At 73.2% G+C, this 24,861-nt stretch carries 17 protein-coding genes and 1 pseudogene; 3 read left to right on the top strand and 15 right to left on the bottom strand.

From position 1 onward, the window contains the following. The 12 genes and pseudogenes from VET29_RS11020 to VET29_RS10965 all read right to left on the bottom strand — a co-directional run. A pseudogene (locus tag VET29_RS11020) lies at positions 1 to 1,410 on the bottom strand (hypothetical protein); the annotation flags it as partial. Positions 1,411 to 1,448: 38 nt separating this feature from the next. Continuing rightward, positions 1,449 to 2,036 (bottom strand): hypothetical protein, encoded by a 588-nt coding sequence (locus tag VET29_RS11015; protein WP_324918684.1) that lies wholly within the window; start codon positions 2,034 to 2,036, stop codon positions 1,449 to 1,451. Further along, positions 2,029 to 2,457 (bottom strand): YbaB/EbfC family nucleoid-associated protein, encoded by a 429-nt coding sequence (locus VET29_RS11010; protein WP_324918681.1) that lies wholly within the window; start codon positions 2,455 to 2,457, stop codon positions 2,029 to 2,031. Before VET29_RS11010 ends, VET29_RS11015 begins: the two co-directional genes overlap by 8 nt. 14 nt (positions 2,458 to 2,471) lie before the next feature. Continuing rightward, positions 2,472 to 5,780: a right-handed parallel beta-helix repeat-containing protein gene (locus VET29_RS11005; RefSeq protein ID WP_324918678.1), complete on the bottom strand. Its 3,309-nt coding sequence runs from the start codon at positions 5,778 to 5,780 to the stop codon at positions 2,472 to 2,474. Positions 5,781 to 5,800: 20 nt separating this feature from the next. Then, positions 5,801 to 8,254, bottom strand: a complete 2,454-nt coding sequence (locus tag VET29_RS11000; RefSeq protein ID WP_324918675.1) for a hypothetical protein — start codon at positions 8,252 to 8,254, stop codon at positions 5,801 to 5,803. Positions 8,255 to 8,270: 16 nt separating this feature from the next. Further along, on the bottom strand, positions 8,271 to 9,587 hold the full coding sequence (gene eccB / locus VET29_RS10995; protein WP_324918672.1) for a type VII secretion protein EccB: 1,317 nt from the start codon (positions 9,585 to 9,587) through the stop codon (positions 8,271 to 8,273). A gap of 4 nt (positions 9,588 to 9,591) precedes the next feature. After that, positions 9,592 to 11,019: a type VII secretion integral membrane protein EccD gene (gene eccD, locus VET29_RS10990; protein ID WP_324918669.1), complete on the bottom strand. Its 1,428-nt coding sequence runs from the start codon at positions 11,017 to 11,019 to the stop codon at positions 9,592 to 9,594. Next, a complete protein-coding gene (gene eccCa, locus VET29_RS10985; protein ID WP_324918666.1) occupies positions 11,016 to 15,005 on the bottom strand; it encodes a type VII secretion protein EccCa in 3,990 nt (1,329 codons plus the stop codon). The genes eccD and eccCa overlap by 4 nt, the downstream gene beginning before the upstream one ends. Positions 15,006 to 15,027: 22 nt before the next feature. After that, entirely contained in the window at positions 15,028 to 17,520 is a 2,493-nt protein-coding gene (locus VET29_RS10980) for a hypothetical protein (protein WP_324918661.1), read from the bottom strand. Between the two features lie 40 nt (positions 17,521 to 17,560). Next, positions 17,561 to 18,418: a hypothetical protein gene (locus VET29_RS10975; protein WP_324918658.1), complete on the bottom strand. Its 858-nt coding sequence runs from the start codon at positions 18,416 to 18,418 to the stop codon at positions 17,561 to 17,563. Between the two features lie 2 nt (positions 18,419 to 18,420). Continuing rightward, positions 18,421 to 18,711 (bottom strand): WXG100 family type VII secretion target, encoded by a 291-nt coding sequence (locus VET29_RS10970; RefSeq protein ID WP_324918655.1) that lies wholly within the window; start codon positions 18,709 to 18,711, stop codon positions 18,421 to 18,423. A 37-nt stretch (positions 18,712 to 18,748) separates the two neighbouring features. Then, positions 18,749 to 19,066, bottom strand: a complete 318-nt coding sequence (locus VET29_RS10965; RefSeq protein ID WP_324918652.1) for a WXG100 family type VII secretion target — start codon at positions 19,064 to 19,066, stop codon at positions 18,749 to 18,751. A gap of 247 nt (positions 19,067 to 19,313) precedes the next feature. Here VET29_RS10965 and VET29_RS10960 point away from each other — a divergent pair, with 247 nt between their 5' ends. Next, positions 19,314 to 19,544, top strand: a complete 231-nt coding sequence (locus VET29_RS10960; protein ID WP_324918649.1) for a hypothetical protein — start codon at positions 19,314 to 19,316, stop codon at positions 19,542 to 19,544. 52 nt (positions 19,545 to 19,596) lie between these two features. Here the strand turns inward: VET29_RS10960 and VET29_RS10955 are convergent, their stop codons facing one another. Both VET29_RS10955 and VET29_RS10950 read right to left on the bottom strand, forming a co-directional pair. After that, complete coding sequence (locus tag VET29_RS10955; RefSeq protein WP_324918688.1) at positions 19,597 to 21,813, bottom strand: ATP-binding protein; 2,217 nt, start codon at positions 21,811 to 21,813, stop codon at positions 19,597 to 19,599. Positions 21,814 to 22,111: 298 nt separating this feature from the next. Continuing rightward, positions 22,112 to 23,008, bottom strand: coding sequence for a GDSL-type esterase/lipase family protein (locus tag VET29_RS10950; RefSeq protein ID WP_324918646.1), 897 nt, complete (start codon positions 23,006 to 23,008; stop codon positions 22,112 to 22,114). 178 nt (positions 23,009 to 23,186) lie between these two features. On the opposite strand from VET29_RS10950, the gene VET29_RS10945 reads away from it, so the two are divergent. Next, positions 23,187 to 23,555 (top strand): AQJ64_40280 family protein, encoded by a 369-nt coding sequence (locus tag VET29_RS10945; RefSeq protein ID WP_324918643.1) that lies wholly within the window; start codon positions 23,187 to 23,189, stop codon positions 23,553 to 23,555. 62 nt (positions 23,556 to 23,617) lie between these two features. On the opposite strand, the gene VET29_RS10940 is transcribed toward VET29_RS10945, so the two are convergent. After that, positions 23,618 to 23,833 carry a hypothetical protein gene (locus VET29_RS10940; protein ID WP_324918639.1) on the bottom strand — a complete coding sequence of 72 codons (216 nt, stop codon included), beginning with the start codon at positions 23,831 to 23,833 and terminating at the stop codon, positions 23,618 to 23,620. Positions 23,834 to 24,428: 595 nt separating this feature from the next. Between VET29_RS10940 and VET29_RS10935 the strand changes: the two genes are divergently transcribed. Then, positions 24,429 to 24,861, top strand: a 433-nt coding sequence (locus VET29_RS10935; RefSeq protein ID WP_324918636.1) for a DUF6282 family protein, incomplete at its 3' end; no start/stop codon positions are given.

The raw sequence follows: 24,861 nt of genomic DNA, 5'->3' as shown, positions 1-24,861 counted from the left end.
ACCCAACCCACCAGCCGAACCCACAGCCCCCAACCCACCAGCTCCACCCGAACCCAACGCCCCACCAACCGAACCCCCGGAACCCCCAACCCCAACCGGCCCCGCTCCGCCCAACCCACCCGAACCCAACGGCGCACCAACCGAATCCGCAGACCCACCAGCCGAACCCGGGACCACCGTTGAGCCGGCCCCGCTCGGCCCGGCCCCGCTCGGCCCGGCCCCGGCAGCCGCGCCCGGGGGCGCTCCGGTAGCACGGGCCGGCGGCGAGGACGCCAACCGACCATCATCCACAGTGGACTCCACGGGACGGGACGGCGTGTCCAGTCCGGGCAGACCGGTGCCACCGGTGGGTGGGGTGGCGCCGAGGCTCAGGGTCGGGAGATCGGGCGAACCCTGCTGAACCGGCGGGGGCGGCGGCGGGGACTGCGCGCCGCCGAACGAACCCCCGTCGGGCCGGAACCTGTCGCCGAACTTGTGCGACGCCCGGTGGATGGAGTCGGTGAAGAACGGGGAGAACAGGCCGAAAACGTCGGTCTTGCTCCCCATGATCAGATCACCGATGAACGTGGGCAGGAACTCGGCCGTCACGCCGGTGACGCCGGCGCCGACGATGGACTTCATGAAGTCCCGGGTGTAGCGGTTCATGGACAGCAACACATGCTGGGCGCTGGCGTTGACGCCGACAGCGGCGCCGAACGCGGCCGAGACGCCGATCTGGTCCCAGCTGAAGCCCTTGCGATGCCCCTTGACGGAGGTGATCGACTGCGCACCGAAGTCCTGTCCGCCCTCCTCGATCGCCTCGTCCACGGGGCTGAGCACGAGCCGCCACGGGACCCCGCCCTGGTTGCCGCCGAGGGAGCCGACGCGTTTGACTGCGGACGGTTTGGTGACGCCGATGGTGTGGCTGAGCCTGGTGCCGATCCGGCTCGCGTTCTCGCGGCCCAGGAGCATCGTCCTGCCGACCACGGCCCGGCCCTTCGCGATGATGGCGCCCACCGACGCCGCGGCGAAGACACCGGAGCTGAGCGCGAGGTAGATCTCCCACGCGAAGTTCGCGAGCTCGAACAGGATCTGGTACTCGGTCTCCTCGCCGTTCAACCCGAACGCGTTGGCCGAGTTCCCCATGTTCACGAGCATCGCGGCATAGCTGGGGACGTCGTCATCGAGGTGGGCGGAGTAGCCGGCGAAAGCGTGCGCGGTGTCGCCGCGGATGTTGGCCAGCACGCCGGACGCCAGGCCCTGCACGCCGTAGGACCCTTGCTGCAGCGCCGACGCGAAGGCGAACGTGCTGTCCGCCAGTGCGTACATGTACTCCGACAGCACGGCGGGCGGCTTCATGCCCGTCAACGCGTACATGGAGTAGTAGATCGGCCCCCAGAAACCGTCGCTGGGGATCTGGATCTCACCCATGGCGCACGTCCACCCGCCTCGCCGGCACCGTCATCCCCCTACTCGGCGTCCGGCCACGGCAGCGCCGACTCGCGCTTGCTCTCCAGGAACACCGGCGGGTCGAGCAGCTCACCCCGCACCCGCACCATCGAACCCTGCTGGAGCGGCGGGTCGAGCAACTCGCCTCGCACCGTCATTCCCTGTTGGAGCGGCGGATCGAGCAACTCACCCCGCACCGTCAATCCCTGCTGGAGTGGCGGGTCGAGCAGCTCACCCCGCGCCCGCACACGCTGCTGGAGCGGCGGATCGCCGCACGGTGCGTTGTCGGCCACCGCGACCAGGAACTGGTGGGAGGACTCGTCGGCGTACTCCCGCGCGTTCCCGAACGCCTTGCCGTTGCCCCGCACGCCGTCGCCGATGAACCGCATGGTCTGTCCCTTGCCGTCCACGCACTGGAAGAAGTCGTGCGCGCCGCCGTAGAACGTCCCGGCGAACTCCTTGCCCTCCTCGTCGCCGCCGAAACCGGGGGCGTAGCCGTCCACCATGGTGAGGAACCGGACGCCGAGACCGGTCAGGCTGTCGCCGGCGGCCGAGTAGCCGCCGCCGCTCACGCCGAGCTTGTCGGGGTCCGTCCACAGCTCACGCATCGCCGGCTCCTCCCGCCCGGTCCAGCGTGCCGACCGGCGGCGGCAGCGGCTCCGACGGTTCGAACCGCCCGACGGAGACGCGGCCGCTCAACAGCTCCCTGGGGTCGAGGCTGAACTCGGGCGGCAGCAGCGGCGTCATGATCTCGACGGCCTCGTCGAGCACCTGCTCCCGCGCCTCGCCGATCGTGCGCAGCAGCAGGGTGGACAGCTCAGTGGGCGCCAGCCTGCGGTAGGCACTCGTGGGGAACCTGAGGTCGGTGACGGTCCCCTGCGGGCCGACGGTCACCGACACCTCGCGGCGCGCGGACACCGCGGTCACCGACAGCTCCCCCATCCGCCGCCGCAGCTCGTCGAGACCGTCGCGCTGCCGCTCGTACTCCTGGCGCAGCGCCTCCACCCGTGTTCTGTCCACACTGGACATCTCGTTCTCCTCTCTCAGCTCACCGAGGCGAGTCCGCCCGTCAGCGGCACCGTGTCCCGGCCGGCGCCGAACCCCGTGAGGTCGGCGGCGGTCAGCGTGCGCGAGGCCGCGGTCCCGGCCAGCCGGCGGGCGAACCGGTGCGCGCCGTGGACCGTGCGGACCCCGGCCGCGGCGAGCTCGTCGTGCATGGCGGCGGCCACGTCGGCCGGCACCTCGTGCCCGCGGTCGGCGAGGTGGCGCACGGCGATCCCGGCGAGGTCGGCCACCGAGTACTCGCCGAGCTCCCAGCGCCGCGGGAAGCACTCCGGCAGCTCCGGGAAGCGGTCGCGCAGCCCGTCGACGTCCCTGGGCTCCCCGATCAGCACCACCACCGGGTCGCCCTGCGCCCCGCGCACCGCGGTCAGCAGGGCCTCCACCGCCTCCGCCGCGTCGGCGCCCCCCGCGGCGTCCACGACCAGCACGCCGCCGAGCGCGGCCGCGAACGCCGAGCGCACCAGGCTCTCCGCCTGTCCCGGCCACTGCGGCCGCAGGTCGCCGGACAGCGTGGTCGCCACCACGTGCCCGCTGTCCACGAGGTCCAGCTCGGACAGTGCCTGTGCGTAGAGGCGGGCGACCACGCCCCGCCCGCTGCCACGCCGGCCGGCCACCACCACGTTGCCGTGGCGGCCGGGTGACCGGCGCTGGACGCGCAGCTGGCACAACGACACGAGCGTCGTGGCCACCGACTCGCCGACCCGGTCCAGGCCGGTCAGCTCGCCGAGCCGGCGCCACGCCCTGGTCTCGCGCACCGCCACCCGTGGGTCGGTGGCCGCGTCCGGGCGCTCGCCCGCGGTGACCGGCAGCTCGTCCAGCTGGGCGAGCTGGGGTGCGAGGTCCACCTCGGTCAGGCGGCTCAGCTCGGAGCCCTTCGCGGGCCGTTCAGCCGCGAGCCGGGAGGCCTGGTTGTTCACCATCGCCTCGAACAGCTTGCGGGCGACCCGGCCGTTGCCGAAGGTCTCCCCCTTCGGCACCCGCTCGAAGTAGCCCGTCAGCGCCGCCACCGCGTCGTCGGTGAGCTCGTAGTAGTGCTTGCGGCACAGGTTGGTGGTGATGGTGACGAGCTCGTCGACGGCGTAGTTGGGGAACTCGACGGTCCTGGTGAACCGGGAGGCGAGGCCGGGGTTCGCGGCGAGGAACCGCTCCATCAGGTCGGAGTAGCCGGCGACGATCACCACGAGCTCGTCGCGGTGGTCCTCCATCATCTTCATGAGGGCGTCGATGGCCTCCTGCCCGAAGTCGGGGCCGGAGCCGCCGGAGCCGGCCGCCAGGGTGTAGGCCTCGTCGACGAACAGGACCCCGCCGAGCGCCCGAGTGACGAGCTCGGTGGTCTTGATGGCGGTGGAGCCGACGTACTGGCCGACGAGGTCCGCCCGCGCCGCCTCGACCAGGTGCCCCTGGCCGAGGATGCCGAGCTCGGCCAGCACCGCCCCGTACAGCCGCGCCACCGTGGTCTTGCCGGTGCCGGGCGGCCCCGCGAACACCAGGTGGCGGCTCATGGGCGGAACCGGCAGGCCCATCTCCTGGCGGACCTTCGACATCGTGATCAGGTTGATGAGCCCGCGGACCTCCTGCTTCACGCCCCGCAGGCCGATCAGGGACTCCAGCTCGGCGAGCGGCCCGTCGAGCCCGGCCGCCCCGGCGAGCACGGGGTCGTGACCCGCGGAGTCGCCCACGGCGGGGTCCTCCGTGCCGGGTGTGGCCGCCGGGTGTGGTCCCGGCGCGTGCTCGGGTCCGCCGTCGGTGGCCAGGTCGACCACCTCGACCCGGTGGCGCCCGTCGGGGTACCGCACGGGCTCGGCGCCGCTGTTGCGCACCACGCATCCGTGCAGCCGCACGGGTTCCTCGGTGACCAGGTGCACGCCGTCCTCGGCGCTGTCGAACACCTCGCACCCCGTCAGCTCCGCCCGGCCGCCCGCCACGTGGACGCCGTGCCGGTTGGCGCCGCGGATCCGGCAGTCGGTGGCGATGACCGCGCCGCCCGCCGTGACCCGCATGCCGTCGCTCGCCGGGTCCACGATCTCGCTGTCCCGCACGGCGACCTCGGCGTCCGCGCCGACGAGCAGGCCGCCGCCGCGCAGCAGCGCCGACGTGAGCGTGCCCCGCGCCCCGGAGCCGAGCTCGACCGAGGTCTCCGCGCCGGCGCGGACGCGCAGGTCCCTGGCCGACAGGACGGCGGACTCGGCGCACGTCACGGCCGGGTCGCCCGCCGTCTCCACCGAGGCGTCGGTGAGGGACACGGTGGCGCCCCCGGTCACGGTCAGGCCGGGCCCCGCGCCGGCGACGGCCCGCAGCCCCACGAAGTCGGCGCTGGCGCCGGCGGAGACGGCCGCGATGCCCCGGGTCGACCCGCGGACCGACAGCTTCTCGAACAGCGGCGTCGCGGCGCCGTCCACGATGACGCCCACCGGCGAGTCCTCGACGGTGCAGCCGGTGAAGCGGGCGGCCGCGCCGCCGGTGACCTTCACCGCCGCCTGGCCCGCGGAGAACACGCAGCCCGTGAAGACCGGCCGCGCCCCGCCCGCGACGTGCACGGCCTGTCCGGCCGCGCCCGCGAACACCGAGTCGGCGACCGACACCGGGCCGGCGCCGGTCAGGTAGAGGTCGACGGACGCGCCGCCACGCACCTCCAGCCCGGAGATCACGGCCTCGCCGTGCTGTTCCACCACGACGGCCGGCTTCACCGCGCCGGTGACGCGGCCCCGCTCGACCACGCACCGGCCGTGGCCGTTGACGCAGACACCGTTGCCGCCGACCCGTTCGGCGGTGAACCGGCGCAGCACGAGCGAGCCGGTCTCGCCGACCACCACGGCGGACGACGGCACCTCGGCGACCACCGTGTCCTCCACGGTGGACGGCCGGGCCGAGGTCACCACGATGCCGGCGCCGACGGAGTTGGTCACCCGGCAGCCGCGCATGGCGAGCGAGCCGGCGAGCCGAGTCAGGATCGTGGTCCAGGAGGAGCCGGTGATCCGGCAGCCGTCCAGTGCGACCTCGCCGCGCCGCACGTCCACCGCCGCGACGTCCTTGTCCGCGCAGACCAGCGTCAGCCCGCGCAGCTGCGCACCCGCCCCGTCGACCACCAGCGCGCTGCCGCGCGTGGCGCCCACCTCGACCGTGCCCTCGCCGGCCTCGGCGCTCACGCTGACCCTGGCGCGGATGACGAGGCTCTCGTCGTACCTGCCGGGCCGGACGCTGATCGTGGCGCCGTCCTGGGCCCTGGCCAGCGCGGCGCCGATCGTGGCGAACTCCCCGCCGGGACCGACCACCAGTAGTTCTCGACTCATCGCCTGCCGCCCTCCCGTTCTCACGCCAGCCCGGGCAGGGCCCCGAACCGGGACAGTGCCGCGGACCCGATCCGTCCCGCCGGCTCGGCACCCGCCCAGTGCTCCGCACACCGCCGCAGCGAGCCCATGGCCAGCTCGTCGAGGGAGGCCCGGTCGCCGTCCACCCGGCCCAGTTCGTCGATCTCGGACGGGGCGAGCTCCCGCAGGAACAGCCGGCCCCGCGTGCCCTCCCCCGGCGCGGCCAGCTCCAACACCTTGAAGCTGGTGCCCGGCACGAACACGACCCGGCCGTCGGCCCGCTCGTCGCCGTCGGGTTCGAGCAGGCGCGTCCGCCTGCCGGTCATCGACCACACCAGCACGTCGACCTCGCCGCCCTGGCCGGCGCTCGGCGCCACGAGCGCGTGGGTGAAGCCCCACTCCGTGACCACGCGGCGCTGCTCGTAGAGGCGCCACTGCGCGGGCGTCGGCGACACGGTGAAGACGCTTCCGCCCCGGTGGGACGGCAGCCGGGACAGTCCGGCGACCACGCACCGGGCGAGCGGCACGTGCGGCCCGGGGGCCGCGGTCCGCAGTGCCAGGTCGACGTCGACCCCGCGCGCGGTGAGGTAGAGCCGCACGGCCACGGTGTCGGTGAGCAGGTCGCCGGAGGAGCCCGAGTTCTGGAAGCCGGGGTGCTCGGAGAGGATCCGCGCGGTCGAGTTCGCCATGATGTCGAACTCGCGGCTCAGCGTGCGGCGCAGCCACGCCCGCTCACGCTCCAGCCCCGTGTCCGACAGCAGCGCCGCGGCCTCCGGCGCCGGCGCGGGTTGCGTGCGCGCCGGCGCCGAGGACACGGAGGCCCGCTCCGGCGTTGGCGTGGGGGACGCCGGAGCGGGGTCGGTGGGGGTGACGGCCGGTTCGGGTGCCGGCTCGCCCGGGGAGCTCTCCAGCCGCAGCCGCGCGGCGGCCGAGTCGTCAGCGGGAGGCGGTGCGGCCACGACCGGCGCCGGATCCCCGGCGAGCGCCGCCGCGATCGACCCCGGACCGGTCGCGGCGCCGGCGTCGTCCGGAGCACCGCCGGCCGCCATGGTGGCCGGCGCGAGCGCGATCGTCGGCGCCGGCTCGCCGAGCACGGGGGCGTCCTCCACCGTCGACACCGCGGGCACGTCGGCGGCCTCGACCGCGTCCGCGGGCTCCGGACCGGTGTCCAGCGCGCCGGCCGCGCGGCCGGTCTGCCGCGCCGCCGGCGCCGCCAGCTCGGCGGACGCGACCAGGCGGCTGCGGTCGCGGGTCGCCGGGTCCAGCCGGTCGAGTGCGTCCTGCGCGAGCATCCGCATCCGGGGCGCCCGGTGCTCGTCGGTGTCGTCGAAGACCACGAGGTGCACGTCCGGGTCCCAGTGCCGGGCCCGCACGGCGGCGGCGTCGTGCAGGTCCTCGTGCGGGCGGACCCACAGCCCCGACTGGACCACCTCGATCGCCGCGTCCGGGGCGTACCAGTAGACGGCCGGCGCCAGCTCCGGCGGGCCCTCGATGGGCGCACGCGGCGACAACAGCGACGGGACGCCGGAGTAGTCCGGGTGGGTGCGCGGCAGGTAGGACAGCTCGCCGGCGAAGGCACGCCAGCCGAACTCGCCGGTGGCACGCACCGTGTAGACGTCCGGGCTCGCCGGCGCGCCGAGCGGCAGGCCGAGGTAGCACCGGACCGGCTCGTTGAGCACGTCCGCGAGCACCTGCCCGAGCGCCTCGCCGGCGGGCAGCCGCACCGGGCCGTACGGCACGAACCGCACCTGCGCCCGCACGGGCCCGGACAGCGAGCACCAGAACCGGACCACGTCGTCGAGCGGGAGCGGCGGGGTCCCGGGGCAGCCGAGCACCACCGTCAGCACGTCCGGCTGGCACGGCATCTCCCCGGCGAGCCGTGACCAGTGCGGGTGCGGGCGCACGTCGCCGGTCACCGGCCGGATCCACACCCCGCCGGGAATCGGGTCGGCCACACCGGTCGAGCTGGTCGGGAAGGACTTCACCGCCTCGGCGTCCCACGCCGGCCGGGGGAACCTCTTGGCCTCCCATTCCGGCGCCCGTCCCGGGTGGAACCGGACCCAGCCGCTGCCCCGCCCCGAGTGCACGAACAGGGCGCCCGCCGCGCCGTGGACCATCGCGCCGTCCGGCGCCACGACGGTCCGCCGGAGCCGCTCCGACAACCACTGGCCGGCCAGCGCGGTGGTCTCCCTGGCCCGGCCGCCGAGCACCAGCCGCACGCCGCGCCGACGCCTTGGCAGCACCTCGGCGACCGACTCCCACGCCGCGATCGGGGTGTCGACCGGCAGGTCCACGACCACCACGTCGTTGTCCGGGTCGGCCGGCAGCGCCAGCGCCAGCGACCGCGCCGCGCTGGTCAGACGCTCCTTGGGGAACACCACGTCGGCGTTGCCGATCGTGTGCCGGTCGACGGGGAAGCGTGGCCCGCCGCGGCGGCGTCTGGTCAGTGTGGGCATGGTTGTCCCTTCTCCCTCAGGTCATGGCGGCGCGGCTGAGCACCGGCCCGGTCGGCACCGCGGCCAGGAGGTCCCCGGCGACCGGCGTGACCGGTGCGCCGCCGAGGCCGAGAGCCGTGATGGACTCGTCGTCGGGCAGCGGGAACTTCAGGCCCTCGTCGGTGATCAGGTAGCGGTCCGGCACCTTCCGGCCGGCCCGCGGCGGCAGCGCGCCGGCCAGCACGGCGGTGCCGGGCCGAAGGCGCACGCCGCCGCGGCGGCCGTCGGCGAGCGCGACCACGCTCACCACCCGGTCGCCCGACGGCCGCTGACGCAGGCAGACCGACGCGCCGCCCGGGTCGAACGCACGGAGTCCGGTCAGGTCGGGCAGCCGGGTGAGCAGCGACTGGTCGGCGGAGCGGGGCGCGACGGCGACGTCGGCGGCGGCCAGCTCCACCGGGTCCGCCGTGCCGGGGCGGGCGGCCAGCAAGGCGAACTCGGTCGGCGACAGCGGGGCGAGCCCGTCCCGGCGCAGGACGAACAGCTCGACCGTGCCGCTCGCCGCCGGCAACCGGAACAGCTGCCCGACCTCGTACGCCCGGCCGCCCACCGAGGGGCCGCCGGAGCCCGCGCCGGGGATGTCGGCGGCGCCGACCGGCGGGCCGGACGGCAGGGCCGCCAGCCACGCCCGCGGCGCGATGGCGGCCGGGGTGCTCGCGAGCCCCAGCGCGATCCGCGCCGTCGGGTCCGTCAGCGGGAACTTCCCGACGGCCGCGAGCAGGTACGCCGTGCCGCCGGGCGACTCCAGCGACAGCACCCGGTCGGCGGGCAGCGCCACGGCCTCGGCGGCCGGGTCGAAGTCGAGCGACAGCCCGTCCCCGCCGCCGGACCCGGTGGGCAGGCAGGCGAGCCACGGCCCGCTGACGAGGTCCGACCGCCTCGGCACGACCTGCGGGGCGCCGGGGATGCCCACCGGCGCGCCGCGTGTCAGGTCGGCGAGCGACTCGCGGGAGATCAGCTCGACCTCGGCGTCACCGCCCCGCATCAGCAGGGCCGACGCCTGGTTGAGCACCGGGTGCAGGGCGCCGCCGGTGAAGACGTACCGGGTGCCGGTCTCCTTCTCGACGAGGATCGCCCCGGGCCGCTGCCACGCCGTGTTCCCGCCGGGCACGATCAGCCCGAACACGGCGATCCCGCCCGCGGTCAGCAGCGCGAGCACCAAGCCGATCACCAGCCCCGACAGTGCCCGTTTGGCGGGCACCTCCGCGCTGGCCGGGTCGGCGAGCACGAGCGCGGAGCTCAGGCGCCCCATCAGGAACTGGTGGGCGTGGACGTGGTCGCGTCGGGTCTGCACGGGTTCACCCACCCAGCCCGCGGGCCCAGCCGTACACGCCGAGCAGCTGCAGGAGCACCGGCAGCACGGCGATCGCGGTGGTCGTGTCGGCGAGGTCGGCCAGGTGGCCCCAGATCGGCAGCGGACGCCGGCCCGCCGGCCGCAGCGCCGCCTGCACCAGCGGGTAGAGCAACCCCAGCAGCCCGAACAGCAGCACGCCGCGCCACTGCGGCGGCAGGGCCGCCGCGACGGCCAGCACCGTGAGCGCCAGCCCGGCGGTCCCCGCGACCGTCAACGGCACCCGCTGCCACGCCGAGGCGAACGTGCGGGCCCGCAGCAGCACCGCGCTCGCCAGCACCGGCACCAACACCGGACCGCCCCAGCCGGCGTCGGCCAGCAGGGTGGGAAACGCGGCGGTGCAGACCAGCGCGGCGGCGACGGCACCGGCGGACAGGTAGCGGTCGGCGGTGACGGTGCGGTCCCGCACCCGCCGCGCCGGTTCGGCCTCGATGTCGTACTGCAGGTCGTCGGCGTCGCGCGGCAGCTGGGGGCCACGCATGTGCGCCAGCCGCAGCACGATCTTGGGCGCGAAGACCGTCAGCCCGAGGAACACCGCGGCGACCACACCGGCCGACTGGGCCGCCGACAGCGCGAAACCGAGCCGCAGCCACAGGGACGCGCCCAGTGCGGCGTCGGCGAGGAGCACCGTCACGAACGGCGCGAACGGCAGCCCTGGCGCGATCGTGCCGCCGCAGACCAGCAGTGCCGCGGCGGCCGCCGCCACGACGCCGGCGCCGACCAGCAGACCGGCCGGCGTGGCCGCCGCCACGGCCGGCACGCCGTCCGCCGCGACCATCCCGGCCAGGCCGGCGAAGACGCAGCAGGCCAGGCCGGCGAGGGTGGCCAGTGCGGTCAGCGCCGGGTACTCGACGCGGCCGCGGCCGGCGGCGACCGCACCGAGGCCGAACACGACACCCACCCCGGCCGCGCCGCCGGCCTGCGCGGCGGTCGGCCCCGGGGCCAGCAGCACCAGCGCCAGCACCGCGGCGACCACACCGGACAGCGCGAGGAACAGTGCCCGGCCGAACTCCGGCCGCCACCGGTCCCGGCGCGTCCGCACCACGGTGGCGATACCATCGGCCAGGTCGTCGAAGTCCAGCTCCGGCAACGGGTCCGTGGCGGGTCGCAGGTAGAGCTGCTCCCCCTCCAGCCAGTCGAGCGTCTCCGGCGTGCCGTCCGGGTCGAGCGGCGGCTCGCCGAGCCGCTGCAGCACCCAGGAGCCGGACCGGGAGAGGTGGGTGTCGAGGTCGTCCCGGTTCACCGTGTGCCGCAGGAACACCGGCAGCAGCGCGGCCACCGGGATCGAGACGGGCACGGCGAGGTCGGCGCGGCCGTCCGGCCCGAACACGGTGAGCCGGCAGAGTTCGCCGCTCGTCGACGCGGTCGCGGTCATGAGCGCGCGTACCTCGATTCCTCTTCGGCGGCCGGGACGGTCGCGAGACCGGTCTGGATCAGGCGGATCCCGCGCCGGGTGACGAGCTGGGCGCGGCCGGGCGGCAGTCGCCGCGGCGCCGCCTCACCGAGGAACTTGCCCTCCTCCTTGGGGTAGGAGAGCACCACGCCGGGAGTGCCGAGCTCCCACAGCCTGCGCAGGACCGGGTCGATCATCCCGCGCACCGCGCCGGAGGTGCTCCGCGCGACCACCACGTGGAGTCCGATGTAGACACCCTGCGGGATCAGCGGCAGCAGGGGCTCCAGCGGCGAACCGGCCCCGCCCCGGCCGAGCAGCTCGTAGTCGTCGACCACGAGGAACAGCTCCGGCCCCTGCCACCAGTCGCGCCGGCGCAACCGGTCGGAGGAGATGTCCTGGCCGGGCACCCGCTTGGCGACCGACACCGCCGCCTGCCCCGCCAGCTCGTACAGGCTCTCGGCGCTGATCCCGTAGCCGACCCGGTACTCCTCCGGCACGTCCTTGTCGAGGTCCCGGCGGGCGTCACCGAGCACCACCTTGACCTCCTCGGGCCGGTGGTGGGTGTGGATCGCCCGCAGCACCAGGCGGAGCAGGTTCGTCTTGCCCGTCTCGCTGTCCCCGAACACCATCAGGTGAGGGGTGGCGCGGAAGTCGTGCCAGACCGGCGCCAGCCGCTCCTCGTCCAGGCCGAGGCAGACCCGCAGGTCCTCGTCGGCCGCGGGCAGGTCGGCCACCGGCAGCCGGGTGGGCAGCATCCGCACCGGCGGCGCCCCGCGTCCCGGCCAGAACGCCCGTGCCTCCTCGGCGACGGCCCGTGTCGCGTCCGCCAGGTCGTCCACTGTGGACATGCCGTCCAGCCGGGGCAACGCGCCCAGGAAGTGCAGCCCGTCCGGGGTGAGCCCGCGGCCCGGCTGCGCGGGCACGGTGGCGGCTCGGCGCGAGCCGACCTCCGACTCCATCGCGTCACCCAGCCGCAGCTCCAGCTTGGTGCCGAGCAGGTCCCGCAGCCACGGCCGGATCTCCGACCAGCGGGTGGCCGTCAGCACCAGGTGGACGCCGAAGGACAGGCCGCGCGAGGCGATCTCGCCGAAGCGCTGCTCGAGGTCGGCAAACTCCTGCTTGACGGTGAACCAGCCGTCCACCACGAGGAACACGTGCCCGCACGCGTCGGTCAGCTCACCGCGGGCCCGCGCCGCGAGGTAGGCGGCCATCGACTCGAACCCGTGCTCGGCGAACAGCTCCTCCCTGCGCTCCATCAGGCCCAGCACCTCGGCGAGCGTGCGCACCACGCGGTCGCGCTCCATCCTCGTCGCCAACGAACCGACGTGCGGCAGGCCGGCGACCGACATCAGGCCGCCACCGCCGAAGTCGAGGCAGTAGAACTGGACCTCCTCCGGGGTGTTGGCGAGCGCGAGCGCGAGCATCAGGGTGCGGACCAGGGTCGACTTCCCGCTCTGCGGCGCGCCGACCACGCCGGCGTGACCGTCCGAAGTGGACAGGTCGGCGAGGTACAGCTCACGCACCTGCTCGAACGGCCGGTCCACCAGCCCGACCGGCACCCGCAGCCGGCCCTGCCGCGCCGGGTCGTCGACGGTCATGCCGCGCAGCGGGTCCGGCACGACGCTCGGCAGGAGGGAGTCCAGGCTGGGCGCGGTGGACAGGGGCGGCAGCCACACCTGGCGCGCCGGCGGTCCCTGTCCCGCGATCCGCCCGATGAGGACGTCCAGCAGGCTCGGGGTCTCCTCACCGGCCGCGGGCGCCGACCGGTCCGGCGTGCCGGCGCCCTCCTCCGCCGCCGGGGGCAGGATCTCGTGCCGGCGCGGGTGTGCGTGTGTCCGGAACGCCACGACCTCGGACAGCACGGTCGGCGCGGGTGCCGGCACGAGGCCGCCGCGCGGCGCGGGTCCCGAGACGTAGGCCGCCTTGAACCGCACCAGGTTCGTGGTGTCGATCTTCAGGTAGCCGTTGCCCGGCTCGGACGGCAGCTCGTAGGCCTTGGTGGCGCCGATCACCGCACGCGACTCCATCGAGGAGAACGTGCGCAACGCGATGCGGTAGGACAGGTGGCCCTCGACCCGGTGGATGCGCCCCTCCTCCAACCGCTGGGACGCCAGCAGCAGGTGGACCCCGAGGCTGCGGCCGAGGCGGCCGATCGAGACGAAGAGGTCCATGAACTCGCCCTTGCTGGAGAGCATCTCGCTGAACTCGTCGACGACGATCAGCAGCACGGGGAAGGGCACCAGCTGCGCGCCGGCCGCCCGGGCCTTCTCGTACTCGAACAGCGACGCGAAACCGCTGGCGCGCAGGAACTCCTGGCGGCGGGTCAGCTCGCCGGTGAGCGCGTCCTGCATCCGGTCGACGAGCGGCAGTTCGTCGGCGAGGTTGGTGATCACCGCGGAGGTGTGCGGCAGGTGGTCCATGCCGAGGAACGTGGCGCCGCCCTTGAAGTCCACGAGGACGAGGTTCAGGATCTCCGAGGAGTGCGTCGCGGCGAGCCCGCAGACGAGCGTGCGCAGCAGCTCGCTCTTGCCGGAGCCGGTGGCGCCGATGAGCATGCCGTGCGGCCCCATGCCTCCCTGTGCGGGTTCCTTCAGGTCGAGCTCGACGACCTCGCCGTTCTCGGTGACCCCGATGGGGACCTGCAGGCGGGCGCGTTGCGCGGCACGCGGGCGCCACAGGGCGGCCACGTCGGCGGTGTGCGGATCGCGGATGCCGAGCAGGGTCGTCAGCTCGAAGTCGTTCTCCAGCGGCTGGTCGACCACGTCCACCGAACCGCTGGTGCGCTTGGGCGCCAACAGCTTGGCGAGCGTCTCGGCCTGCGTCAGGCTGAGCACGTCACGTGTGGCGGTGCCGGTCTGGTCGCCCGCGGGGAACTCGACCGTGCCGTCACCGGTGGTGAGCCGCAGCACCTTGGGGCCGCCGGGCATCCTGCCGGTCACGTCCAGCAGCACCACGTTGCGCAGTCCCGTGTCGGCCAGCCGGGAGGTCTCCGGCACCGGCGCCAGGTGCGCGACCACCACGACGAACGGCTCGGTGACGGTCGGCCGGGCACCCGAGTCGTGGTCGCCGCGGTCGGTGACGTCCGGGCCGAGCAGGTCCATCAGCTCGTCGTGGTCGCAGGCGAGCAGGCGGATCGGACCGGCGGCGTCCCGTGCGGTCGGGTGTGCGTTGTGCGGCAACCACTTCACCCAGTCCCACTCCGGCCGGCCGGCCTCGGTCGCCAGCACGGCGATCCTCAGCTCGTCCGGCGAGTGGAACGTGGCGAGCTGGCCGAGGACGGCACGCACCAGACCGACCGCGGCGGCCTCGTCGCCGGCCAGCTCGACACTCGTGAAGCTGCGCAGGCCGACGGAGACGGGTACGCCCGCCACCGTCCGGTACGCCTCCCGGAAGCGGCGCAAGGAGATCGCGGACAGCGGCTCGAGGTCCTCGATCGGCTTGGTCGAGGGCGCCACGTACTCGACGGCCGCCGCCTGGGTGCCCAGCCCGATCCTGACGCGGGCGAAGTCGTCGTGGTTCGCGCGCCGCTCCCAGACGCGGGGACCGCTGGCGATGGACCACAGCCAGGACGGCTCGGGGTTGTTCCACACCACCGCGCGCCGCTGCCGGTCGGCGTTCTTCCTGGCCTCCCTGCGCAGTTGTGCGATGTAGCGCAGGAAGTCCCGGCGTTCGGACCGCATCTTGCGCTTGCGCTCGGCGGTGGCCCGCCCGACCTGGCTCAGCCCCATCGCCATCATGGAGATGCCCATGACGCCGGCCATCATGTACATCGCCACCGAGCCGCTGCCGACCGAGAACACCAGCACCATCGCTGCGGACCCGATGCCCATCGGCAGGAACATGGCCGCGGACCGGTAGTCCATCGGCGCGGGCTCCGCCATGACCGGCGGCTCCTGCAGCTCGACCTGGCCGTCCGGCAGCTCCGGCCCGGCCGCCCTCGGCGGGCGCTTCACCGTCACCGTGCTCATCGCGACACCACCGTCCGGCACGTCATCCGAGCACCCCCGGCGGCGGTGGGGGCGCGGCGCCCCACGCGGAGTCGTCCCGCGCCAGCAGGTCCGCGCTCCGGTGCTCCTCTTCGGACTCGTCCTCCCCGTCCTCGGCCGCCCGCTCGGCCGCCGCTCGTTCCTCGGCGGCGACCGCGTCCTGCTCCTCCCTGGTGAGCACGGGGCCACCGCAGCGGGCCGGGTCGCCCGCCGGGTCGCTCCCGTCGCGGGGCGCGTTGGTGCGGCGCCACGTGGCGTAGCCGGGACCGGCCAGCCGTTCGGTGTCGTCGTCCCGGAACACCGACGCCTCGGTTCTGTCGTCGTCGCTGTCGCGTCCGGCGGTGCCGAGAAGTGCGGTGAGCCAGGCGGACCACGGCCCGGCGACGTCCCAGGCCGTCGTGTCCTCATCCGTCCCGCTGCGCCGCACGATGGGGACGTGACCGGGGGGCAACTCCTCCTCGTGGCCCCAGGTCCGCGGCCACCCGGTGTGGAGCTCACCGGTTCGCGAAGGCCCAGGCGGCGCATCGTCGGCGGCCGGCGGCACGGCAGGCAGGCCGAACCCGCCTCCAGCGGGCATTGCCCGGGTTCCCTCCGGCGCCACCGGCTCACCCACGGCCGGCTCGTCGCCCGCCCAGTCATCCGGAGTCCCCGCCAACAAACCAGACGCGTCCGACCGCTCCCGGGCCGCGCCGTCGTGCGAGCCAGGCGGCACCACCGGGGGCACACCGCCCGGCACCCGCAGGCCGGAGCCACCGGAGGCGGCACCCTCCGGCGCCGCCGGCACGCCCACCCCCGGCACCTCCCCCGCCCAGTCATCCGGAGTCCCCGCCAACAAACCAGACGCGTCCGACCGCTCGCGAGCCGCGCCGTCGTGCGAGCCAGGCGGCATCATCGGCGGGATCCCACCCGGCACCTGCAGGCCGGAGCCACCAGCGGCGGCACCCTCCGGCGCCGCCGGAGCACCTACCTCCGGCACCTCCCCCGCCCAGTCATCCGAAGAACCCTCCAACAAACCCGACGCATCCGACCGCTCAACACCAGAACCCGAACCACCAGGCGAACCAGGCGGCATCATCGGCGGAATGCCACCCGGCACCTGCAAACCCGAACCACCAGAAACGGCACCCTCCGGCGCCGCCGGCACACCCACCCCCGGCACCTCCCCCGCCCAGTCATCCGAAGAACCCTCCAACAAACCCGACGCATCCGACCGCTCAACACCAGAACCCGAACCACCAGGCGAACCAGGCGGCATCATCGGCGGAATGCCACCCATGCCTCTGTCCCGATCGGACTGTCCGGTCCCGGGAGCGTCGCTCGCGGACCAGCCGTCGGCGCCGTCCGACGGGGTCGGCAGGTCCGCATCCGGCGGGAGATCCGTCTCGGGCGCGCCGAGCCCCGCGCGTGCGCCGGAACCCGAGCCGGCGCCGGGCGGCTCCCGCAGCGAGGCCCCGGGGATCCCACCCGGCGCCGGAAGCAGGGCGGCGGGCGGGATCGACGAGCCGCCGGCGCCGGGCGGTGGGTCGCCCAGCGCGGGCGGGCTCTCCGGCAGGTCCGGGGGTGGCACCTCGCCGGGCGGCGAGACCTCGTCCGGCGGCGGCACCTCCCTCAGGTTCGCGTCGTCCGGCGGCGGGACGTCCGTCGGTGGCGGGTCGCCGACCGGCGGGGTGTTCTCGTCCGGCGGTGGGATCTCGTCCGGCGGTGGGATCTCCTCGGGTGGCGGGATCTCCTCGGGTGGCGGCACCTGTTGCGGCGGCGGCTCGTCCGGCGGCGGTTCCCGGTCCGGGGGCGGGGTCTCACCCGGACCGGACTCGGTGATGTTCGGCTGGTCGACGTCGCGGAACATGGAGGTGTACTTGTCCGACACCTTCTCGACGACGTCCCGCATGGCGCTCGTCATCGCCTCCACGACCTCCGGGTCGTCGCTGACCTTGACGAACCCGTTGGTCATCGTGGTGGCCTTGTGCCGCTTCAGCGCGACGTTGGCGTAGTGGAGGTCGATCGTCTCGACCGCGTTCTGCGCCCAGGCCAGGTAGTTGCCGTCGTTCCTCAGCTGGTTCGGCACGGACCGCACCGGGTCGGGCCTGCCGTCCACGGTGTCACCGCCGGCGATCCGGTCCGCGTTCTGCTCGATGTACTCGGCGAACAACCGCATCTTCGTCAGGAAGGCGGTGGCGGCGGTGCCCTTCCAGGAGCCGTTGTCCCCGGCGATGGCCTCCGCCTGTGCCAACACGATCTCGGCGACCCGGTACATCGTGTTCTGGGCGTGTTCGAAGTACGCCCCGGCCATACGCAGCGAATGCGGGTTCACCTTGTCGACGGCCTGTGCGGCGTACTCCCCGCCCACCGCGGCGACGCCGTACACGGAGGCCTTGAGGCGCTTCCAGTCCCACGTCGGGTAGTCCGCGGCGCGGTCGGCCTTCGCGTCCGGGTTGGCCAGGAGTCCGCCGCCGGCCTCGTAGAACGGCCCGCCGGCCTGGTTCGAGCCGTCCGGCATCGACCTTCACCTCCTGGATCGCTGTGCCGACCATCCGCCGTCAGGCGCCGTTCCCGTTCCCGTTGCCGTTGCCGTTGCCCGAACCGGAACCACCGGTCGCGCCGTTGCTGCCCTGGCTGTTGCCGAAGCTCTTGGACTTGTCGATGGTGCCGAAGGACTCGTTCATGACCACCTTGAGCTTGTCGGCGCCCATCCCGTTGAGCTCCTCGACGGTGTCGTAGTCGGCGGTCAGCTTCCTGAGGTCGTGGTAGAGGTCGACCATCGCCTCGGCGGTGTTGTCCATGAACTGGTAGGTCTCGAACCACAGTCCGGGATTGTTCTCCGGGTCGCCCATGACCTTGTCCCGCAGGACAAGTCCTTTGTAGAACACCCCCGGCTTGACGTCGATGAGCGCCACGTACGTCATCGACTCGCGGATGAAGTCCCGCAGTGTCAGCATGTTCCCGCCGAACAGCTGCAGCGCCTCGGTGTTGACGGCGAGCGCGCCGTTGCCGGCCCCGCCCGGCGCGGGGAGGGTCAGCTTGTCGGGCACCGCGGGCGGCAGCTGCTGGCCGCCCCACTTGCCCGGCGGCACCTGCGAGTAGTAGTCGTCGCCTTCCTTCGGCACCCAGGTGATGTCGGGCCGGTTGATGCTCTGGTCGGTGAACTCCGGGGTGGCGCCGACGGTGTCCTTCAGCGAGTAGTAGTGCTCCAGGGCGTTGTCCACCTCCGGGAAGCCCGAGGTGGCCTGGCCGTCGGCCAGCACCACCATGCTGCCGTAGGCATGCAACAGGTCGCGTTCCTCCGGCGTGAGGTTGCCGCCCTGGACGAGCAGGTCGATCTTGTTCCAGTCGAGCACATGCGAGCCCTGCCAGGCGTCGCTCTGCTTGAAGTAGTCGAGACCGGTCGCCTGTGTCACGGCTAGTCCTGCCAGATCCGGGCGGCGCGCTGCTCGGTCGTCCCGTAGTTGTCGGAGATCGCGAGGAGGGTCTGGCGGCCGGCCTCCAGCTGCTCGGGCATCTTGGCGGCCTCGGCGTTCCACTCGGCCTTGGCCTGGTAGTACATCTTCTGCGAGTCACCGTCCCAGTACTGGAGGGTCTGCTCGACGCGCCGCTCCATGTCGGCGAGCGCCGTCTTGACCCGGCCGTTGATCGCGTTCATCTCGTCCAGTGTGAGATCGGCCTGGTTGAAGTCGAACCGGTAGTCGGACACGTCTCGTCCTCTCGGGAAATGCCGGCAGGGTAAGGACTCAGAAACCGGGTAGTGCGGAGGCGAAGCTCCGCGCGACGTCGACCGCGTCGTCCTCACCGCGGGTCTGCGCCTGCACGTTCAGTCCCATGCGTTCCGCCATGCCCAGGAGCTTCTTGATGATCCCGTCGAACGTGGTCTCCCAGGTGTCCATGGCCGTGTTGAAGCTCATGGAGGCCGCACCGGTCCACGTGGTCTGCAACGACGCCATCATCGTGTTGACGCGACGCAGCTCGTCGGTGAACCCGGTGCCCGTCTCGACGAAGATGTCGCCTGCCTTCCTCATCTCCAGGTGCTGTGTGTTGACCGGTGTCGTCACTGCCGCTCCTCCAGTTCGCTCGCGCTCCTCGGCCCGGTGCCGAACCGGGCACCCGACAACCGGAGAATGGCAGGAAACCCGCGCCGCCAGCCGGATGCCGGTCCGTTAGCCCCAGGACCGGGAACCGATCGTGCAAGGTGAGCCCGCGGCGTGGCGGTCGTCGGCTACGTTCGGGCCGGACCACAAGGCCGGTCCGCAATGTCCACTGTGGACATGACGCGGGCCGGGACGGACGCAGGGAGATCCCATGCTCGGAAAGCTCGTAGTCGGTGCCGCGATCGTCGGCACGTCGTTCGCCGTCGGCGCGCCCACCGCGTCGGCCACGCCGGTCGACGTGGTGTTCGGCGGCGTCTACCCGACCTTCGAGGCCGCCCAGCAGGCGTGCGCGGACGGCATCGCGCAGGGCCGCTGGTGGGGTTGCAGCTACCAGACCCCAGCAGGCACGTCGCCGGTCACCTACCTGTGGGTGCAGGTCTGACGAAGACGTTGCCCCGCGGGCATTCCGGCCGCCCCCGGCGGACGGGGGCGGCTCACTCCCGCGGCAGGCGGGCCAGTTCGGCGAGCACCTCGGCGCGGCCGCTCGGCGCCCACTCCCCGTAGGCGGCGAGTGCGTACCGGAGGCTTTCCCTGGCCCGCGCGTACTCGCCTGCCCCGAGCCACGCCCGTCCCTCGTTCAGCGCGGCGACGGCGGCGTTGCCGGTCGAGCCGAGCTCGACGCGAGCCAGCCGGGTCTCCCGGAAGGTCTCCGCGGCGAGCTGCCACTCCCCCAGGCCGACGAGGCAGTCGCCGACCCCCTCGGTGACGTAGACGGTCACCATCCGCCGCGACCGGGACGACGTCGACCCGCCGTGCGCCTCGCAGTCGGCGAGCACGGCGCGGTACACGGCCAGCGCCTCCGCGAACCGGCCGAGCCTTTCCAGCACCCTGCCGTAGCGGTGGCGGATGGGCAGCTCGACGGTCCAGAACTCGAACCCCTCGGCCAGCTCGATCGCCCGCCCCGCGTGGTCGAGCGCCTCCTCGAGCCGGCCGAGGAACATCAACGCGGTGCCGATGAACGCGTTCGCCTCCGCCTGGCTGAACCGGTCGCCGACCTCGACCGCGACGGCCAGCGCCTGTTCGTGCCTGGCGAGCGAGGACGAGCGGTCGCCGAGGCACACCCCGTGGGCCCAGCCGACGCGGTTGAGCATCTCGGCCTCGTTCGACCGGTCGCCGAGCGCACGGGCGGCCACCACCCCGAGCTCGAAGATCTCCACCCACGGCAGCCCGAACCACCAGTGGTCGGCATACCAGTTCACCTCCTCGATGGTGCGTATCAACTCACGGTGCCAGCCGAGGCGCGCCGCGGCCCGCAACGCGGCGAGCCAGCTCGACTCCTCGCGCTGCAACCAGGCCAACGCCTCGGTCTCCGACGGGCCGTTCGTGTCCGGGTCCACGTCCTGCTTGAGCCGCGACCCCGCCACACCGGCCGTGCACAGCAGGTGGGTCAGCACGGCATGCCGCGTCTTCTCCCGGTCGGCCGCCGTCTCCTCCGCCTCCCACCGCTCGATGACGAACAGCCGGATCAGGTCGTGGAACTGGAAACGCCCTTCCACGGCCGTCATCTGCAGGAGGTTCGCGTCGGCGAACTCGTCGAGGTAACCCTCCGCCGCGAGCTCGTCCACCCCGGCGGCGACGCCGGCCAGCTCCGGGCCGAAGTCGCTGCCGGGCAGGGCGGCGAGCCTGCGGAACACGCCCCGCGCGTCCGGGGCGAGGCGGCGGTAGGACAGCTCGAACGCCGACCGCACCTGGAGGTCGCCCACCGACAGCGACCCGAGCCTGCGGCGTTCGTCGCGCAGCAGCGTCGCGAGGTAGGCGAGCGACCAGTTCGGCCGCGTGGCGAGCCGGTTGCCGGCGATGCGCACCGCGAGGGGCAGGTTCCCGCAGAGCGTCGCGATCTCCTCGGCCGCCGAGGGCTCGGCACGCACCCGGTCCGGACCGACGATGTTCGCGAGCAGGCCGACCGCATCGGACTCGGCCAGCGGGTCGAGCCAGAGCCAGCGGACCCCCTCCAGCGCCGCGAGCGCGCGCCGGCAGGTGACCAGGGTCAGGCAGCCCGGGGTGACGACCAGCAGGGGCCGCACCTGGGCCTCCTCCGCCGCGTTGTCCAGCAACACCAGCACCCGCCGCCCGGCGAGCACCGATCGGTACAGGTCCGCCCGGTCCGTCTCCGACGCGGGGATCTCCGACGAGGCGACGCCCAGCCCCCGCAGCAGCCGGTCGAGCGCCGCGCGCGGGCTGACCGGTTCGTCGTCCAGGCCACGCAGGTCCACGGCCAGGCACCCGTCGGGGAAGGTGGCACGCAGCCGGTGCGCCGCCGAGATCGCCAGCACGGTCTTGCCCACCCCCGGATGCCCGACCACGGCGACGATCGCGCCGTCGCCGACCCCCGTCTCCGCCAGCCGCGTCAGTTCCAGCTCGCGGCCGACGAGGTCGGGGAGCGCGGCCGGCAGCGTTGACACCCCGGCCCGGGCGGGTGCGGGTGGTCGCGGCGGCGACACCGCTCGGCGGCGGCCTTCGTGAGCCACGGCAAGGAACCTCGCCCGGTCCTCGCCGCTGAGTCCCAACGCCTGCGCCAGCACTTCGGTCGACCGCCGCTGGGCCGCCTGGGTGTGGCCGCGCTCCAGGTCGCGCAACGCGCGAACGCTCATCCCCGACGCCTCTGCCAGCGCCTCCTGCGTCAACCCGGACGCACGCCGGTGCCGGACCACAAGGTCACCGAACGTAGACGGTCCGTCACTCGTGCGGCTCACGCCTCCATTGAACCCGATCACACCCACGATCAAAAGACGGAGCCGCGCGAGAACGCAATTCACGATCATCAAGAAGTAGATCACCGAGGCTGATCGACGGATCCGACCGCATCGCCGGTTGTTCGATCATCCACAATCCCCGAGGCGGCGCCGTTCGAGTATTCACTCGGCGAGAGAGAAAATCCCCGAAGGGACGCTCGAATGCCGCAGAACCTTCCCCGGCCAGAAATCCGGCCATCGCTCATGGCGCCGCCCGTCAGCGGCCCGTGGCGGCCAGAATCGCGGACGCGATGGTCTGGTGACCCGCCGGAGTGGGGTGCACGTCGGTGTGGGTGCAGAAGTACGTCAGCTCGCACACCTTCGCCACCGGGGTCGGGATCGAGCCGTAGGTCGGGTCCTGGGTCAGGTCCGTGAGCGGGCCGTAGCCGCCCGTCGCCTCGGTGACGTCGACGAACGTCGCGTCGATCTTCGCGTACTCGGTCTTCAGTGCCGTGTTGAAGACGTCCCGGAACAGCGGCACGGACTGGCGCGCCAGCCGCTGGCCGTCCGGGAAGTCGGGTGACACCCAGGCGCCGAGGAACACGTCCGGGTAGGTCACACCCACGATCGGGGCATCGCCCGCCGCCTCGCGCAGGGCGGGCAGGACCGCCGCCAGGTTCGCCCGGATCCCGGCCACGGCGCCGGTCGCGCAGTTCACCGGGTCGGGCGCGACGACACACGGCGTCAGGTCGTTGCCACCGATGATCAGCGTCACCAGCCCCACCCGGCCCTTGCTCTCCCGCAGCACCGTGAGGGCCGCGGCCAGCTGTGTGGCGCCGGCCGGGTCGGGAGCGTCCGGCGCGCGGTTCGCGGCCGGGCAGCCGGTCGCCGTGGTCAACTGGCCGGAGGTGGCCCCGCTGCACGCGACGTTGACCAGCCGGAGCCCGGCCCGCGCGGCCACGAGATAGGCGAAGCCGTCGCGGGTGGCGCCGGCAGGCGCACCACCGCCGGCGGGCCGGTAGCCGGCCGCGTAGGAGTCGCCCAGGGACACATAGACCCGTTCGGTGGACGAGGTCGTCGAGGCGCCCCGCCGGGTCGGCACCGGGTCGCCGCCGGACCCGCTCGTACACCCACCGAGAAACACCAGCAACACCACGACGATCGCGAACCTCATGACCACACGCTACGGCGCGGGCACGGTTACCACGCGGCGACCGGGAATCCCCGGTGGTCGCTGGAAGCGAGGTCGGTGATCCCGGGGTCGCGCTGAGGGACATCCCCGATGCGGCGAGGCACAAGATCGGCTGGAGTGGTAGTCACAAAACGCCCCCAAGAAGATTGAGCGCGTTCACATGAAGACGACAGTCGAATGGATCCGTGCCGACGAGCGACTTCCCTACGACGGCGCCGGCATTGTCGCGGCCGTGACCGGTCGCTATCCCGGCGTGCCCGACGACGACCCCGACTCGCTCAGCGGTCAGGAGTTCTGGCTGGTGCTCCCCATGTACTTCCGCCGGGTTCATCCGGTGGACGAGACCGGCGAGATCATCGAGAACTGTTTCTACGACTCCGACGGCGTGATCCGCTTTCCCGTCGGCAGGCCTGCCGACGGGGAGGTGGTGACGCACTGGGCCGAGATGCCGACCCTGCCCGGCACGGACGCACGGCGAATCCTCGGCGACGACGTCCGCCCTGCGCTTCGCGCCGCGGCCGGTCGCTGACCGGCCGCCTGCCGGCCGGTGTGCCGGACACGCACTGGAGGGTGCGTGTCCGACACGTTTCGTCAGCGGGCGTCGTCGCGCTCCACGACCTGCGTCGCGCCCTTCCTGCCGAACGCCGCCCACAGGTTGAACCCGATGATCCCCAGGCCGGCCGCCAACCACAGCCACACGAAACCGCTGCTGCTGTCCTTCATCTGGATCACCCCGAAGACCAGCATGGCGAGACCGAAGACCGCGCCGAAGACCGCGACCGGCTTGGACGGACGGATGCGCTGCACGTGACCTCCCAGTTCGAGTTACTGGCCCGGGGATGCCCGATCCGGCGATGATCACGGCGGCCGAACGGAGCAATGCGGTCGTGGCAGGATGCCCCCGCAGAGCCGTGCCGGCCCCGGAGACGGTCACGTTCCTGCACGTTCCTGTTGCACGGAGTTTCCGCGACCTCGCCGGTCAGTCTGGCTGTGGCGTTCCACGGCTTCCTGGAGTCGGCGTTCGCGATCGTCCACGCGAAGATCGCCCAGAGCGTCGTCGCCCGAGGCTCCGTGTGCACGAAACCGCAACTCGCACTGCGTGAACGCGGGACTCGCACTGTTTGAACGCGGGACTCGCCGGGTTCTCGCCGTCGCCGAGCGACGCCTCCCCTCTCCAGTCCATCCTTCCCTTTGTTCACATAGCGCTCCACTGAGTCCATGATGTGAACATCCCCCGGGCAGGCCGGCTCGATCTCACCGAAGGTGACCATGCAGGGGCGTACAGGCACCGGAAAGTCACGAAAATGGCCAAGAAGAGTCCACGCATCCGTAGACAGTTCCACATTTCGATACTTAATATGAACGTCCAGTTCGGATCGTGGACTATGCGGAAGGCAGTCAGATGCAATCGACCGAGGACACCGCTGTCTCACCGGCGCTGCGCAACGTCCTGACCGGCGCGGTGGACCTGCACTGCCACTCCGGCCCCAGCCCGTTCCCCCGCCGCGTGGACCACGTCGAGGCATCACACGACGGCGCCCGTATAGGCATGCGGGCGATCCTCGTCAAGTCCCACCACCACAACACGGTGATGGACCTGCGGGCCATGAGCACCCAGCTCGCGCAGGCGCCGACACCGGTGTACGGCGGGATCGCGCTCAACACCGAGGTCGGCGGCGTCAACCCGTCCGCCGTGGCGATGAGCCTGCGGATGGGCGGGCGGTGTGTCTGGGCGCCCACGACGTGCGCCCGCCAGCACATCGACCACCACAGCCATGCCGGCGCCGGCGGCTTCCCCAGCGCGGCCATCGACCTCCTCGAACACGAGGTGTCGG

This window comes from Actinophytocola sp., from assembly GCF_035634895.1.
In the GTDB taxonomy this organism is placed as follows: domain Bacteria; phylum Actinomycetota; class Actinomycetes; order Mycobacteriales; family Pseudonocardiaceae; genus Actinophytocola.
Note: the sequence above shows the minus strand (reverse complement) of the source record. Positions and strands in the feature narration are given on the sequence as shown.

Coding starts and splice junctions, on each gene's coding strand:
- VET29_RS11015 (WP_324918684.1), bottom strand. CDS start 2,036: ATGCGTGAGCTGTGGACGGACCCCGACAAGCTCGGCGTGAGCGGCGGC.
- VET29_RS11010 (WP_324918681.1), bottom strand. CDS start 2,457: ATGTCCAGTGTGGACAGAACACGGGTGGAGGCGCTGCGCCAGGAGTAC.
- VET29_RS11005 (WP_324918678.1), bottom strand. CDS start 5,780: ATGAGTCGAGAACTACTGGTGGTCGGTCCCGGCGGGGAGTTCGCCACG.
- VET29_RS11000 (WP_324918675.1), bottom strand. CDS start 8,254: ATGCCCACACTGACCAGACGCCGCCGCGGCGGGCCACGCTTCCCCGTC.
- eccD (WP_324918669.1), bottom strand. CDS start 11,019: ATGACCGCGACCGCGTCGACGAGCGGCGAACTCTGCCGGCTCACCGTG.
- eccCa (WP_324918666.1), bottom strand. CDS start 15,005: ATGAGCACGGTGACGGTGAAGCGCCCGCCGAGGGCGGCCGGGCCGGAG.
- VET29_RS10980 (WP_324918661.1), bottom strand. CDS start 17,520: ATGCCGGACGGCTCGAACCAGGCCGGCGGGCCGTTCTACGAGGCCGGC.
- VET29_RS10960 (WP_324918649.1), top strand. CDS start 19,314: ATGCTCGGAAAGCTCGTAGTCGGTGCCGCGATCGTCGGCACGTCGTTC.
- VET29_RS10950 (WP_324918646.1), bottom strand. CDS start 23,008: ATGAGGTTCGCGATCGTCGTGGTGTTGCTGGTGTTTCTCGGTGGGTGT.
- VET29_RS10945 (WP_324918643.1), top strand. CDS start 23,187: ATGAAGACGACAGTCGAATGGATCCGTGCCGACGAGCGACTTCCCTAC.